The 13,325-nt window shown below is 68.3% G+C and carries 14 protein-coding genes and 4 tRNA genes; 14 read left to right on the top strand and 4 right to left on the bottom strand.

Annotated features, from left to right (window positions below; translation table 11 throughout):
- The 6 genes from ACREPD_RS19790 to ACREPD_RS19815 form a co-directional block, all read left to right on the top strand.
- Positions 1-903, top strand: a 903-nt coding sequence (locus tag ACREPD_RS19790; RefSeq protein WP_431600893.1) for an NAD(P)/FAD-dependent oxidoreductase, incomplete at its 5' end; no start/stop codon positions are given.
- Between the two features lie 85 nt (positions 904-988).
- Positions 989-1,064: transfer RNA gene (locus tag ACREPD_RS19795), tRNA-Gly, on the top strand.
- Between the two features lie 146 nt (positions 1,065-1,210).
- Positions 1,211-1,286 (top strand) — tRNA-Gly (locus ACREPD_RS19800).
- A 47-nt stretch (positions 1,287-1,333) separates the two neighbouring features.
- Positions 1,334-1,407 (top strand) — tRNA-Cys (locus ACREPD_RS19805).
- A gap of 314 nt (positions 1,408-1,721) precedes the next feature.
- Positions 1,722-1,943 carry a hypothetical protein gene (locus ACREPD_RS19810; RefSeq protein ID WP_431600894.1) on the top strand — a complete coding sequence of 74 codons (222 nt, stop codon included), beginning with the start codon at positions 1,722-1,724 and terminating at the stop codon, positions 1,941-1,943.
- Between the two features lie 294 nt (positions 1,944-2,237).
- Positions 2,238-2,474, top strand: a complete 237-nt coding sequence (locus ACREPD_RS19815; protein ID WP_421570156.1) for a hypothetical protein — start codon at positions 2,238-2,240, stop codon at positions 2,472-2,474.
- 19 nt (positions 2,475-2,493) lie between these two features.
- On the opposite strand, the gene ACREPD_RS19820 is transcribed toward ACREPD_RS19815, so the two are convergent.
- Both ACREPD_RS19820 and ACREPD_RS19825 read right to left on the bottom strand, forming a co-directional pair.
- Positions 2,494-3,570, bottom strand: a complete 1,077-nt coding sequence (locus ACREPD_RS19820) for a 4Fe-4S dicluster domain-containing protein (protein WP_431600895.1) — start codon at positions 3,568-3,570, stop codon at positions 2,494-2,496.
- A gap of 2 nt (positions 3,571-3,572) precedes the next feature.
- Entirely contained in the window at positions 3,573-3,869 is a 297-nt protein-coding gene (locus tag ACREPD_RS19825) for a hypothetical protein (RefSeq protein ID WP_421570158.1), read from the bottom strand.
- A gap of 104 nt (positions 3,870-3,973) precedes the next feature.
- On the opposite strand from ACREPD_RS19825, the gene ACREPD_RS19830 reads away from it, so the two are divergent.
- The 8 genes from ACREPD_RS19830 (at position 3,974) to ACREPD_RS19865 (ending at position 11,628) form a co-directional block, all read left to right on the top strand.
- Positions 3,974-4,411, top strand: a complete 438-nt coding sequence (locus tag ACREPD_RS19830) for a group III truncated hemoglobin (RefSeq protein WP_431600896.1) — start codon at positions 3,974-3,976, stop codon at positions 4,409-4,411.
- 44 nt (positions 4,412-4,455) lie between these two features.
- Positions 4,456-5,865: an oxygen-independent coproporphyrinogen III oxidase gene (hemN, locus tag ACREPD_RS19835; RefSeq protein WP_431600897.1), complete on the top strand. Its 1,410-nt coding sequence runs from the start codon at positions 4,456-4,458 to the stop codon at positions 5,863-5,865.
- A 68-nt stretch (positions 5,866-5,933) separates the two neighbouring features.
- A tRNA-Leu gene (locus tag ACREPD_RS19840) sits at positions 5,934-6,020 on the top strand.
- Positions 6,021-6,085: 65 nt separating this feature from the next.
- A complete protein-coding gene (locus ACREPD_RS19845) occupies positions 6,086-6,778 on the top strand; it encodes a glutathione S-transferase family protein (RefSeq protein ID WP_431600898.1) in 693 nt (230 codons plus the stop codon).
- A gap of 80 nt (positions 6,779-6,858) precedes the next feature.
- On the top strand, positions 6,859-7,866 hold the full coding sequence (locus tag ACREPD_RS19850) for a TraB/GumN family protein (RefSeq protein ID WP_431600899.1): 1,008 nt from the start codon (positions 6,859-6,861) through the stop codon (positions 7,864-7,866).
- An 81-nt stretch (positions 7,867-7,947) separates the two neighbouring features.
- Positions 7,948-8,403 (top strand): BLUF domain-containing protein, encoded by a 456-nt coding sequence (locus ACREPD_RS19855; RefSeq protein ID WP_431600900.1) that lies wholly within the window; start codon positions 7,948-7,950, stop codon positions 8,401-8,403.
- Positions 8,404-8,690: 287 nt separating this feature from the next.
- Positions 8,691-9,974: a nucleotide sugar dehydrogenase gene (locus ACREPD_RS19860; RefSeq protein ID WP_431600901.1), complete on the top strand. Its 1,284-nt coding sequence runs from the start codon at positions 8,691-8,693 to the stop codon at positions 9,972-9,974.
- A 31-nt stretch (positions 9,975-10,005) separates the two neighbouring features.
- Complete coding sequence (locus ACREPD_RS19865) at positions 10,006-11,628, top strand: FMN-binding glutamate synthase family protein (RefSeq protein WP_431600902.1); 1,623 nt, start codon at positions 10,006-10,008, stop codon at positions 11,626-11,628.
- Between the two features lie 77 nt (positions 11,629-11,705).
- Here the strand turns inward: ACREPD_RS19865 and ACREPD_RS19870 are convergent, their stop codons facing one another.
- Positions 11,706-12,962 carry a TIGR03862 family flavoprotein gene (locus ACREPD_RS19870; protein WP_431600903.1) on the bottom strand — a complete coding sequence of 419 codons (1,257 nt, stop codon included), beginning with the start codon at positions 12,960-12,962 and terminating at the stop codon, positions 11,706-11,708.
- A 5-nt stretch (positions 12,963-12,967) separates the two neighbouring features.
- A partial coding sequence (locus tag ACREPD_RS19875) for an FKBP-type peptidyl-prolyl cis-trans isomerase (RefSeq protein WP_431600904.1) occupies positions 12,968-13,325 on the bottom strand: 358 nt, incomplete at its 5' end.

Consider the following 13,325-nt stretch of genomic DNA (forward strand, 5'->3'; position numbering starts at 1 on the left):
CACCTGCTGCAGCGCGTGGAGCAGGTGCGCCTGTATGCCCCCAACCTGCGCAGCGTTCGGCTGGCGGCGCCGGGCTACTACTTCATGACCACCGACACGCCCAACCTGCTGCGCTGGCTGGCCGACGAACTGCAGGCCAGCGGCGTCACCCTGCGGCTGCAGCAGTCGTTCACCCAAGCCCATCGCGAGGGCGATGGCTGGCAGGTGGCGGGGGCAGGGCGCGCCCGCTACCTGGTGGGGGCCGACGGCGCCGGCTCGCGCGTGGCCCAGCGCACCGGGCTGGGCCAGGTGAAGGACTTTCTCTATGGGGTGGAGCAGGAGTTTGCCGGCGCGCAGCTGCCCCAGGGCGGCGCGCTGCATTGTTTCGCCAGCCGCCGCTTTGCGCCCGGCTACATCGGCTGGGCCGCGCAGAACCCGACCGGCGTGCAGGTCGGGCTGGCGCTGCGGCATGACCCGGAGCAGGCCCGGCCCCCGGAACTGCAGCGCTTCCTGCAGCACGTTCGTGAGGTGATCGGCCTGCCGTCGCTGCGTCCGGATGCCACCCGGGCCGGGCTGATTCCCTGTGGCCCCCTGCAGGGCCCCATCGCGGGCGAGGGCGTCATGCTGACCGGGGACGCGGCCGGGGTGGTATCGCCGTTGTCGGGCGGGGGCATTCACGCCAGCTGGCGGCATGGGTGGGCGGTCGGCGACGCGGTGGGCCTGCACCTGCGTGGCAGCGGTCCGGCGCCGGAGCGGGTGGCGCGCGAGGCGGCCCCGAGTTTCCGCCGCAAACGGGTGCTGCGCTGGGCGATGGACCACCTGCAACTGGACTGGCCGATGGACCTGCTGCTGCAGTCCCCTCTGCTGCGCCGCGCCGCCGAGCAGATCTACTTCCACCGACGCGGGCTGCGCATGGACCGCTGAAGGCGGTCATCAAAGATGTTGACGACGTGAAGGAATCCCGACACAATAGCGCTCCTTCGACGACACGTCGTTGGGCAGCAAGTCTGCGGGAATAGCTCAGTTGGTAGAGCGCAACCTTGCCAAGGTTGAGGTCGCGAGTTCGAGTCTCGTTTCCCGCTCCAGATTTCGACAGGGCCCCTACGGGGCCTTGTTTTTCTCCGCGGTGGCACGCGGGCATCCACACCAGCCCGGCTGGCGTGAATGTGAAAAAAAGTGTGAAAAGGCTGGTGTGTCATCGGTGGTTTCGATAACATATGCGCCTGATTTTGCGGGAATAGCTCAGTTGGTAGAGCGCAACCTTGCCAAGGTTGAGGTCGCGAGTTCGAGTCTCGTTTCCCGCTCCAAATGTTGACCTGGCCCCGTTTTCGGGGTCTTGTCATATAGAGTCACCGGCCTCGTGGCAGAGTGGTCATGTACGGGACTGCAAATCCCGCCACAGCGGTTCGATTCCGCTCGAGGCCTCCAGCGTTGAAAACAACCCCGCTTCGGCGGGGTTGTTTGTTTGTGCGTGTCGTTGAACGCCCAGCATCGTGCGCGCGCGGAATCAGACCTGTCTTATGGTGGCCGCGCCGGCCGGCGCCTAACGTAGCCGGGTCGGAACCTCCCCCGGTTCCGACTTCCGGCGCGCACCGGCTGCTCCCCTGCAGCATCAATCTCCCCGCGCGTGACGCCCTGTACGGCATCGTCGAGACCGGACCTTCCTCGCCGCCGCCCTCCCTTCACCTGTCGCGGACGAACGCCTGCCTACTGTGCACGGACGTCTTTCGTGAGGTGTTCCGATGGGTCTGGCCCTGTTCTTCGCCGCTACCGGCATGCCCGGTTCGTTCTGGGATTCGCCGAGCAACGTCACCGCCGCGATCCTGCTGGGGGTGGGGCTGGTGACCGTCGGGCTGGCCCTGGCGCTGGCCAAGGTGTTCAAGCGCTTCAATGGCCTGTCCTGGGCGCTGCTGGTGGCCGGTCTGGTCATCTGCGGCTACGGCGCCTGGCGCATGCTCGGCTGATCCGGACGGCGCCGGCCCCTCCCGCGCCCTCCCTGATCGCCCCCTTCGACTGACATGATCGTGTCACCCGGCACCGTGCATGCTGTCCGTGCGGCGGGCATCACTGTCTGAATCATTCATCCCATGTTTGGTGAAGCATGGAACGATCGATTGACTTGATGCGAAGACCGTGCAAATTTTAGGTGAACCGCGGGTGAAGCCGAGGCTGGGTCCATTCAGTCGAGGCTGACAGGCATTACGCCTGGCAGGGGGAGCTGCTCGTTCCGATGCAAGGCAAGTCCAAGGGAGGGTCGTATGCAATACGGCGCAAATGACTTGGCTGACGGCGTGCGCACCGAGCTGGAAGCCAGCTACAGCAAGCATGGCTGCGGCCCGGAATTCTGGACCACGTACCAGCAGGTGCTGGAGCGTCTGGTGCCCAAGGGCCGGAGCCGGACCCAGGTCACCAACGAACTGGCATTGATCATCGAACAGCTGGGCATCGTGCGGCGTGCGCAGATGGTGCCGCCGCGCAGCACGCGCGTGCGCTGATACCGGTTGGGGAACCGGGCTACAGAACGTGCAGGCCCACGCCCAGCAGCACACCCAGGGCGGCGAGCGCGGCCAGGGTGCGCGGGCGCAACCAGCGTCGCTTCTGCTGCTGTACCGCGTGCGGGCTGGCCACGCGGATCAGACCCGCCGGGAAGTTCCATGCGCGCATCTGCGCATTGCACGCATCCACACACGCGCCACAGCTGATGCAATCGGCGTGTACGCCCGCACGCACGTCCAGTTGCATCGGGCACACCTGCACGCAGGCCGCACAGTCCACGCAGTCGCCCAGCCGATCATCGGCGAAGCGGGGCATCTCCCCGGCCAGCGCCGGGTGCGCCGCGCGGAAGGCATAGTCGCTGGCACTGACCGGGTCGAGCAGCCCGCGCCCGCGCTGCATGACCCCCCCCTGGCCGCGCGGACGCGCGCCACGGGGTTCGGCGCGGCGTGCGTCGTAGCAGACCTCCGGCGTGTCCGCGTCGCACAGCAGCGGCACCAGACGTGCATACGGGCACAGATCGATGCATACCTGCTCGCGCAGGAAGCCGGCGTTGCCCCAGGTGGCGACCGCATAGAACAACACCCAGAACAGTTCCCAGCCGCCCCACGCGGCAGGCCAGAAACCGGCCACCAGCGGCTGGATGGGACTGAAGAACCCCACGAAGGTGATGCCCGTCCATAGCGCCACCAGCGCCCAGGCCAGATGCTTGACCGCTGCGGCCAGCGCGGGCAACGGCAGCAGCCGCGTGCAGGTCAGTTCGATCCAGCGGAACACGCCGCTCCACAGCGTCTGCGGACAGGCATGCCCGCACCACGCGCGGCCGGCCAGGTTGGTGAACAGCGCCAGCGAACAGGCCAGTACGGCGATCAGCCCGAGCAGCACGCCCAGGTCCTGCGGCCACAGGGTCAGCCCGAACAGGTCGAAGCGGCGCCCCGGCAGGTCGAACAGCAACGCCTGGCGGCCATTCCAGCGCAGCCAGGGCAACAGATAGAACAGCGCCAGCAATGCAGCAGACAGCAGGGCCCGCCAGCGCAGCGGCGGGCGCGGCGTCGGCGCGCGGCGAGCGGCCCCGCATGGGCGCGGATGCGACGGCATGTTCACCCCAGCGGCAGCTCGTCGTCGTCGTGGCGCAACGGCCGCAACAGGTACCAGGTGATCGCGCTGGATGCGGCGGTCACCGCCCAGAACATGAAGAAGCCCAGCGTGTACCCCAGTTCGCGGCTGAGTGCGTGCTGCGGGAAGGTGAGGTCGCGTAGGCGCAACGGGTCGACGAAGGCGAAGAACACCATGCTGGCCAACCCGGCGGCGACAAAGCTGGGCCACAGGATCGCGCCCCACTGCTGGATCAGCTGGCGGCGTCGGCTGGTTTCAGGCGGATCATGCAGGTCGTTCATCGCCGCCAGACTAGGGGCTGCGACAGCCCGCCACATTGATCCTGATCAAGGCGGCGTTGCATCATGGCCAGGCCACCGTGTCGCACCCGTTGCCGAGGAACTCCATGCTGCCCCCGCCGCCTTCCGCCCTGCCAGCCCCTTCATCGGCGCTGTGCAGCGAGCAGGACGTCACCCGCCTGGTGCATGACTTCTATGCGCGCGTCCGTGAAGAGCCGCGGCTGGGGCCGGTGTTCGCCGCGCGCATCCATGACTGGGACGCGCACCTGGCCCAGCTGGTGGATTTCTGGTCGGCCATGCTGCGTGGCACCCGCCGGTTCAGCGGCGCCCCCATGCCCAAGCACATGGCCATGGACGAGCTGGATCGCGACCTGTTCGACCGGTGGTTGGCCTTGTTCCGCCTCACCACCGCTGAATCCGGCAACCCGGCGATGCAGCGGCTGGCCGACGATGTGGCCGAACGCATCGCCGACACGTTCTGGCGGCGCTTCCAGATGCTGCGCTGGCCGCAATTGCAGGTCGTGGGCGCCCCGCGGCCGGATTGATCTGGCTCAATGCGCGCGGCCGTGCCCGCGCGCACGATGCCGGCATGGACACCTTCTCGCCTGCCGCCGCCGGGCTCGCCTGGCACTTCGACCCGGAACTGCTGCGCCGCCACGACCGCCCCGGCCCGCGCTACACCTCCTATCCCACCGCGCCGCACTTCCACGACGGCTTCGGTGAGCAGGGGCTGCGCGCGGCCATTGCAGACAGCAACGCACAGGCGCTGCCGTTGTCGCTGTACGTGCACGTGCCTTATTGCAGCAGCCCGTGCTTCTACTGCGGCTGCAACCGCGTGATCACCCGCGACCACGGCAAGGGTGTGGCGTACGTGGCGCGCGTGCTGCGCGAGGCCGACCAGGTGGCGCCGTTGTTCGATGCCGCGCGCGAGGTCATCCAGCTGCATCTCGGCGGCGGCACGCCCAATTTCCTCGCGGCGGCGCAGATGCGCACGCTGATCGACGGGCTGCGCCAGCGGTTTTCATTCAGCGACGCGGCACATCGTGATTTCTCGATCGAACTGGACCCGCGCTTCGTCACCCGCGATGACATCGCGGGTTTGGGCGCGCTGGGCTTCAATCGGGCCAGCCTCGGCATCCAGGACTTCGATCCCACCGTGCAGCGTGCGATCAACCGCGAGCAGGGCGTGGAGGCCACGCTGGATGTCCTGCGCGCCTGCCGCGAGCATGGGCTGCGTTCGGTCAACGTCGACCTGATCTACGGCCTGCCGCACCAGACCCTGGAAGGCTTCGCGCAGACGCTGGACACCGTGCTGCGCGAGCGGCCGGACCGGTTGGCCATCTACGGCTATGCGCACCTGCCGAACCTGTTCAAGGCGCAGCGGCAGATTCCCGATGCCGCGTTGCCCAGCCCGGAACAGAAGCTGGCGCTGCTGGGATTGGCCGTGCGCCGGTTGACCCTGGCCGGCTACCAGTACATCGGCATGGACCATTTCGCGCTGCCGGAGGAAAACCTCGCGCGGGCGCAGCGCGCCGGTCAGCTGCACCGCAACTTCATGGGCTACACCACCCATGCCGATACCGACCTGGTCGGGCTCGGTGCCAGCGCGATCAGCCGCATCGGCAGCAGCTACAGCCAGAATCCGCGCGATCTGCCGGACTGGGAAGCGGCCGTGGATGCCGGGCGCCTGCCGGTATGGCGCGGACTCCGCCTGGAGGCGGACGACCTGCTGCGCGCCGAACTGATCGGCCAGCTGATGTGCCAGGGCCAAGTGGACGGTCATGCGCTGGCGGCGCGGCATGGCGTCGATTTCGACACGTATTTCGCCGACGCATTGGTCGCGCTGCAGGCCCTTCAGCACGATGGACTGGCCGAGTACGCCAACGGCGTGGTGCGCGCCACCGAGCGCGGGCGTCCGCTGCTGCGCCTGCTGGCCATGTGTTTCGACCGCTACCTGGCCGCGCCGGAGCAGCCGGTGCGCTATTCGCGGGCGATCTGAGCCGGCTGAACACGGCGGCGGCCTGCATTCCCAAACCCGGCCGGTTCAGGCACCCTATGCGCGCCGTGGCCCGGATGGCGAAACTGGTAGACGCATCGGACTTAAAATCCGCCGGAGGCAACTCCATGCCGGTTCGATTCCGGCTCCGGGCACCACGGCCGATCCGGCTGGCGCACAAATATCGCTAGCATGGACGCTCCCCCTCGACGGCGCGCCCACCATGCTCACGCTCCATATCGGCAACAAGAACTACTCCACGTGGTCGATGCGGCCGTGGGTGCTGATGACCCAGGCGGGCATCGCATTCAATGAAGTCATGCTGCGCTTCGACAGTTTCGAACCCGATTCGCAGTTCAAGCGCAGCGCCGAGGCCCTGTCGCCGTCGGGCACCGTGCCCGTGCTGGTCGACGACGGCCTGGTGGTCTGGGATTCGCTGTCGATTGCCGAGTACCTGGCCGAACGTTTTCCCCAGCACGGCTTGTGGCCGGCCACCGCGGCCGATCGCGCACTGGCGCGCAGCGCGACCGCCGCGATGCACAGCGGATTCGGCGCGCTGCGTTCGCACTTTCCGATGAACATCGAGGCCAGCCTGCCCGAGGTCGGCGCGCGCATCCTTCGTGAGCAGCCCGACGTGGTGGCCGACCTGCAGCGGCTGCTGGCCCTGTGGGAATCGCTGCTGGCACGCCATGACGGGCCGCTGCTGTTCGACCGTTTCAGCATTGCCGATGCCTTCTTCGCGCCGGTGGTCATGCGCCTGAAGACCTATGCGCTGCCCGTGTCGCCGCGCGTGGCCGAGTACATGGCGCAGGTGCAGGCGCTGCCCGGCGTGCAGGGCTGGGTGGCGGCGGCACTGCAGGAACACGACTTCCGGCCGTTCGAAGAACCGTATCGGCAGGGACCCGACCCCGCCTGAGCGGGGCAGGGCAACGCAACCTTTACGCACGCCGTTGCGGCGCGCCGTACGCTGCGCATCACTCACACAGGGACAGGTGCATGGCGACGTCGGTAGCGGCAGGGGTAATCCTCGCAATGCTGGCCTGGGCGGGCGCGAGCGGCGCGCAGGCCCAGCCGCCGTCGACGCCCGAGGTGGTCGATCTTGCCCCGGTCGTGGTCTCCGGCGTGCAGCCGGGGCCCGGCCTGTGGCAGGTCACCGCACCCGACGGCCATACGTTGTGGATTCTGGGCACGGTCTCGCCGCTGCCGGCCAAACTCGACTGGCGCGCCGACGAGGTCAAGGCGGTCATTGCCAGCGCCGACGCCGTGCTGGGCGCGCCCGGCTGGACGCTCGACGCCGATGTCGGCTTCTTCCGCGGGCTCACCCTGCTGCCTTCCGCAATGAAGGCTGCGCATGATCCGGACGGGCGGCGGCTGGACCAGATCCTGCCCCCCGAGGTCTACGCGCGCTGGCTGCCGCTCAAGCAGCGTTACCTGGGCGGGGACCGCGGCGTGGAAAAGGATCGTCCGCTGGTGGCCGCCACCCGACTCTATGCGGCCGCGCTGAAAAAGGTCGGCCTCAGCCAGCGCTCGGGCGTCGGCGAGCTGCTGGAGAAGGCCTACAAGGCCCGTGACTTGACCCCGGTGGTGACCCGCGTGGTAATCAAGGTCGACGATCCGCGCGCCGCGTTGAAGGAGATACGCGGCAGCACGCTGCAGGACGTGGACTGCCTGCAGCGCACGCTGGACGTGGTCGACCACCAGTTGCCGGTGCTGGTCGACCGCGCCAATGCGTGGGCGGTGGGCGATATCGAGGCGCTGCAGCAGCTGGCGCTGAAGAGCCAGTACGACGCCTGCGTGGGCGCCATTGCCAGCAGCGAGGTCGGCCGCCGCCGTGGCCTGACCGATCTGGACGCCCGTTCGGCGGATAAATGGCTGGCGGCCGCGCGCGATGCGCTGGTACGACACCGGGTGACATTCGCGACCGTACCGGTGCATTCACTGGTGGCCCCCGCCGGTTATCTGGAGCGCCTGCGCGACGCCGGCTATACCGTGCAGTCGCCCTGAGCCGAAGGCCCGGAAGCGCGCGTTTTCCAACGCTCGCACTTCGTGGCATAGTCGGTGGGACTTCACCGGGGGGGAATGTCCATGTCGTTGCGGGCGATCGCCTATGTCAGTGACGCTGTCGAGGACCTGGACGGCGCCGGCATCGACCACATCCTTGCCGAGGCATCCAGCTTCAACCGGGTTGCCGGGGTGACCGCCGTGCTGATGTTCGATGGCCAGCGCTTCGTGCAGTATTTCGAAGGGCCCGACGACGGCGTGGATTCGGTCTACCAGCGCGTGCTCAATGCACGCAGCCATGTGCATCTGCGCGAACTCGCGCACGGCGAAGTGGCCACACGGCACTTTCCGCGCTGGACCATGGCCTCGGCACGCATCGACGCCGAGGTGTTGAGCGGCATCGTCGACACCGAGTGGCGTGGTTTCACCGCCGCCGCACCGGTGGACGGGCAGCGCCGGGTTGGCTTCGCGCGCATGCTGGAACTGTGGACCGGGGTGTCCGGCGAGCTCGAGCCTGCCGCGGTGACGCTGGGCTCCTGATCGCGGTCGTTGCCCGTAACAGAAAGATCACAGTGTGCCCCCTATGATGTGTCTACCAGCTGTGACCGGTCCGGGGTATGCCCCCGGGGTTGTCTGAAAGGGTAGTAACCGCAGCTGGACCACTTGTTGGCCGTCGTCCGTACTCTCCGCGGGCGGCGGCTTTGTTCTTTGTGGGGCAGCGCCTGCCGCGTTAGGCTTGTTGCACCCGTTGCCTGGTAGTGCCCCCGCATGATCGATCCCAATGTGCTGCTGTTGCCGCTCGCCACCGCGCGCGGGGGAACGCCTTGATGGCGGCGGCGGAGTGGGCCGCGCAGGCACGCATCGGCGTGATCGGACTGGGCTATGTGGGTCTGCCGCTCACCGTGGCGTTCGGCGCCCGGCAGGCCGCCCTGGGCTACGACATCGACGCGGCGCGCGTGGCCGAGCTGCAGCAGGGCCGCGACCACACCCTGGAACTGGAACCGGCCGAACTGGCGGCGGCGGTGCACGCCCGCTACAGCGCCGTGCCGGCCGACCTCGCGTCCTGCACGGTCTACATCGTGACGGTGCCCACGCCGATCGATGCGCACGAGCAGCCCGATCTCGGCCCGCTGCGCAGCGCCAGTACGCTGATCGCCAGCGTGCTGAAGCCGGGCGACCTGGTCATCTACGAATCGACCGTGTATCCGGGCACCACCGAAGAAGTCTGCGTACCGTTGCTGGAGGCCGGCTCGGGGCTGCGCTTCAATCATGATTTCCACTGCGGCTACAGCCCGGAGCGGATCAACCCGGGTGACCGCCAGCGGCGCCTGGCCGACATCCGCAAGATCACCGCCGGCTCCACGCCGGAAGTCGCGCAACGCGTGGACGCACTGTATGCGCGCATCATCACCGCCGGTACCTGGCCGGCGCCGTCGATCCGCGTGGCCGAGGCCGCCAAGGTCATCGAGAACATCCAGCGCGACGTCAACATCGCGCTGGTCAACGAGCTGGCGCTGATCTTCGACCGGCTCGGCATCGACACCCAGGACGTGCTGGACGCGGCCGGCAGCAAGTGGAACTTCCTGCCGTTCCGCCCGGGCCTGGTGGGTGGGCACTGCATCGGCGTGGACCCGTACTACCTGCTGCATAAATCCGAGAGCGTGGGTTACCACCCCGACCTCATCCACACCGCGCGCCAGGTCAACAACCGCGTCGGCGCGCATGTCGCGCAGCGCGTGTTGTCGCTGCTGGCCGCCCGTGGCAAGGCGGGCGAGGGCGCGCGCGTGCTGGTGCTGGGCGTGACCTTCAAGGAAAACTGCCCGGACCTGCGCAACAGCCGCGCGCTGGAGCTGGCCCAGGCGCTGCAGGCCAGTGGCGCGCAGGTGCACGTGCAGGACCCGTGGGTCGGGCCGGCCACGCTGGACGGCAGCGGCGTGCGCTGGGTGGAGCAGCCGGACCCGCAGGGCTACGACGCGGTGGTGCTGGCGGTGGCGCACGATCGCTTCCGCGACTTCGATGCCGCGCAGATACGCGCGTTGCTGGCCCCCGATGGGGTTGTTTACGACGTGAAGTCGGTCTGGCCACGGGACGTCGTCGACGACCGGCTGTAGACTCGAACGCGTTTGTTGATCGAGGAAAGCCATGCATCGTTATCTGGTTTACGTGCTCGCCATCCTGCTGTTCCCGGTGTGCCTGTGGCTGGCCGGGATCTGGCCGGCCTGGTACTGGGGCGTAGGAGCCACCGCCGCCATGGCGATTCTCGGCACCTGGGACCTGGTGCAGAAGCGCAGCACGCTGCGCCGCAACTACCCGGTGCTGGCGCACTTCCGCTACGGGCTGGAATCGATCGGACCGGAGATCCGCCAGTACTTCGTGCAGAGCGACCTGGAGGACGTGCCGTTCTCGCGCCAACAGCGTGCATTGATCTACCAGCGCTCCAAGAACGAGATGGACGTGGTGCCGTTCGGCACGCTGCGCAGCACCTACGCGGTGGACTACGAATGGATCAACCATTCGCTGGCGCCGGCCGAGGTGGCCGACCACGACTTCCGCGTGTTGATCGGCCCCAACTGCGCCAAGCCGTATTCGGCCAGCGTGTTCAATATTTCGGCGATGAGCTTCGGCTCGCTGTCGGCCAACGCCATCCGCGCGCTCAACGAAGGTGCGCGACGCGGTGGCTTCTACCACGACACCGGCGAAGGCTCGATCTCGCCGTATCACCGCGAGATGGGCGGCGACCTGGTCTGGGAGATCGGCTCGGGCTATTTCGGCTGCCGCGACGAACACGGCGCCTTCAGCGAAGAACGCTTCGTGGCCAACGCCAACACCGATCAGGTCAAGATGATCGAGATCAAGCTGTCGCAGGGTGCCAAGCCCGGCCATGGCGGGGTGCTGCCGGCGGCCAAGGTCAGCGCGGAAATCTCGGCCACGCGCGGCGTGCCGATGGGCGTGGACTGCGTATCGCCCTCGAAGCATTCGGCGTTCAACACGCCGGTGGAACTGTTGCAGTTCGTCGCGCGGCTGCGGGAGCTGTCCGGCGGCAAGCCGGTCGGCTTCAAGCTGGCGATCGGGCACCCGTGGGAATGGTTCGGCATTGCCAAGGCGATGCAGGAAACCGGGCTGCTGCCGGACTTCATCGTGGTCGATGGTGCCGAGGGCGGCACCGGCGCGGCACCTGCGGAGTTCGTCGACCATGTCGGCGTGCCCATGCACGAGGCGTTGCTGCTGGTCCACAACACGCTGGTGGGCCTGGACCTGCGCGACCGCATCCGGGTGGGCGCGGCCGGCAAGGTGAGCAGCGCCTTCGAGATCGCCCGTACCATCGCGCTGGGCGCGGACTGGTGCAATGCGGGGCGTGGTTTCATGTTCGCGCTGGGCTGCATCCAGTCGCTGAGCTGCCACAGTGACCGCTGCCCCACCGGCATCGCCACGCAGAATCCCAACCGCTGGCGACACCTGGACCCGGCCGACAAGGCCACGCGGGTGCACAACTACCACGAGAACACCCTGCGCGCGCTGCGCGACCTGTTGTGCGCGGCAGGCCTGCAGCATCCGTCAGAGCTGGGCCCGGAGCACATCGTGCGCCGCGTATCGCCGGTGGAGATCCGCTCGCTGGCGTCGCTGTACCGCTATCTCAGCCCGGGCGAACTGCTGCGCCGGGTGCCCGACCACGCGGTATTCCACGACTTCTGGGCCGACGCACGCAGCGACTCGTTCCAGCCGCCCGCACGCATCCAGGCCCTGCGCAACAGCAAATCGCGCTAGCGATTTGCTGTAGAGCCGACTGTTAGTCGGCTTACCAGCGCGATTTGCGGGTTTGCCGCCCGACCAACGGTCGGGCGCTACCGGTGGTGCGTTGTTGCGAGGTAGTCAACAACCCCTCGCCCCGCACGCAACCCGCTCGCGAAACACGCCGTGAGCAGGTACCCGCCGGTCGGCGCTTCCCAATCCAGCATTTCGCCCGCGCAGAAGGTGCCCGGCAGGTCGCGCAGCATGAGCTGCGCATCCAGCGCTTCCAGCCGCACGCCACCGGCGGTGCTGATCACCTCGTCGATCGGGCGGGGACGCAACGGCGACAACGGCAGCCGCTTCAGTGCGGCGGCAATGGCCTCGGCAGGCAGCTGGCCCGCGTCCTTGCCCAGCACTTCGAACAGCAGCGCCGACTTCACCCCGCCGAGCCCGAGCTGGCGACGCAGGTGCTCGCCGAAGCTGCGGCCCTGGCGCGGCTTGCGCAGTTTGTCGAGCAGCTGGGCCTCGGTCTGGCCGGGCAGCAGGTCCAGCTGCAGTTGGGCCTGGCCATCGCGGGCGAGTGTATCGCGCAGGTCGGCGGCCAGCGCGTAGATGAGGCTGCCTTCAATGCCGTTGGCCGTGATCACGCATTCGCCCTGCTGCGTGTGCGCCTGGCCGTCGATCCCGATCCAGTGCGCCACCACCGGCTTGAGCGGTGCGCCTGCCTGGCGGTCGCGGAAATAGGGCGTCCATTCCACGTCGAAGCCGCAGTTGGCGGCGGTGAGCGGGGCGAGGTCGATACCGCGCGCCGCCAGCGGCGCCACCCACGCGCCATCCGAACCCAGCTCGGGCCAGCTGCCACCGCCCATCGCCAACACCACCGCATCGGCGTGGACGGCCGCAACGCCGTCCGGCGTCTCGAAGCGCAGCGCGCCGTCGTCCTGCCATCCGTTCCAGCGATGCTGCACGTGGAAACGCACGCCCTGTTCCTTCAGCCGACGCACCCAGCCGCGCAGCAGCGGCGCGGCCTTGCGGTCGATCGGGAACACCCGGCCGGAGCTGCCGACATAGGTGTCCACGCCAAACCCGCGCGCCCACTCGCGCAGCGCCGGGCCATCGAAGTCGGCCAGCCACGCGCCCACCTCCGCCGCGCGCTCGCGGTAGCGCGCCACGAAGACGTCCTGCGGGTCGGAGTGGGTGAGGTTCAAGCCGCCCTTGCCCGCGATCAGGAACTTGCGGCCGGGCGAGCCCTTGGCCTCGTAGAGGTCCACGGCGTGGCCGGCGGCGCGCACGGTCTCGGCGGCCATCAGCCCGGCGGGGCCGCCGCCGATGATTGCCACGCGTCGGGCAGGGCGTACTGCGGTGTTCATGGGGATCAGCGGGCCTTGACGTCGAGCAGTTCCACGTCGAACACCAGCGAGGCGTTCGGCGGGATCGGACCGGCACCGGAGGCGCCATAGCCGTAGTCGGACGGAATCATCAGGGTGCGCTTGCCGCCCACCTTCATGCCGGCGAAGCCTTCATCCCAGCCCTTGATGACCTGGCCCTTGCCGAGGCCGAAGCTGAACGGCTCGCCGCGGTCGACCGAGCTGTCGAACTTCTCGCCGTGCTTGTCGGCGGCGCGCTCGTCGTACACCCAACCGGTGTAATGAACCACGATGGTGCTGCCCGGGGTGGCCTCGGCGCCGGTGCCCGGCTGGGTGTCGATCTTTTCGAAGGTGGCGATGCTGCCT

This window comes from Stenotrophomonas sp., assembly GCF_050737075.1.
GTDB lineage: Bacteria > Pseudomonadota > Gammaproteobacteria > Xanthomonadales > Xanthomonadaceae > Stenotrophomonas.

What these genes read in the sequence shown, in the direction of transcription:
- ACREPD_RS19860 (WP_431600901.1), top strand. Translation starts at nt 8,691, where the DNA reads ATGGCGGCGGCGGAGTGGGCCGCGCAGGCACGCATCGGCGTGATCGGA.
- ACREPD_RS19850 (WP_431600899.1), top strand. Translation starts at nt 6,859, where the DNA reads ATGGCGACGTCGGTAGCGGCAGGGGTAATCCTCGCAATGCTGGCCTGG.
- ACREPD_RS19825 (WP_421570158.1), bottom strand. Translation starts at nt 3,869, where the DNA reads ATGAACGACCTGCATGATCCGCCTGAAACCAGCCGACGCCGCCAGCTG.
- ACREPD_RS19820 (WP_431600895.1), bottom strand. Translation starts at nt 3,570, where the DNA reads ATGCCGTCGCATCCGCGCCCATGCGGGGCCGCTCGCCGCGCGCCGACG.
- ACREPD_RS19815 (WP_421570156.1), top strand. Translation starts at nt 2,238, where the DNA reads ATGCAATACGGCGCAAATGACTTGGCTGACGGCGTGCGCACCGAGCTG.
- ACREPD_RS19870 (WP_431600903.1), bottom strand. Translation starts at nt 12,962, where the DNA reads ATGAACACCGCAGTACGCCCTGCCCGACGCGTGGCAATCATCGGCGGC.
- ACREPD_RS19855 (WP_431600900.1), top strand. Translation starts at nt 7,948, where the DNA reads ATGTCGTTGCGGGCGATCGCCTATGTCAGTGACGCTGTCGAGGACCTG.
- ACREPD_RS19865 (WP_431600902.1), top strand. Translation starts at nt 10,006, where the DNA reads ATGCATCGTTATCTGGTTTACGTGCTCGCCATCCTGCTGTTCCCGGTG.
- ACREPD_RS19845 (WP_431600898.1), top strand. Translation starts at nt 6,086, where the DNA reads ATGCTCACGCTCCATATCGGCAACAAGAACTACTCCACGTGGTCGATG.
- ACREPD_RS19810 (WP_431600894.1), top strand. Translation starts at nt 1,722, where the DNA reads ATGGGTCTGGCCCTGTTCTTCGCCGCTACCGGCATGCCCGGTTCGTTC.
- hemN (WP_431600897.1), top strand. Translation starts at nt 4,456, where the DNA reads ATGGACACCTTCTCGCCTGCCGCCGCCGGGCTCGCCTGGCACTTCGAC.
- ACREPD_RS19830 (WP_431600896.1), top strand. Translation starts at nt 3,974, where the DNA reads ATGCTGCCCCCGCCGCCTTCCGCCCTGCCAGCCCCTTCATCGGCGCTG.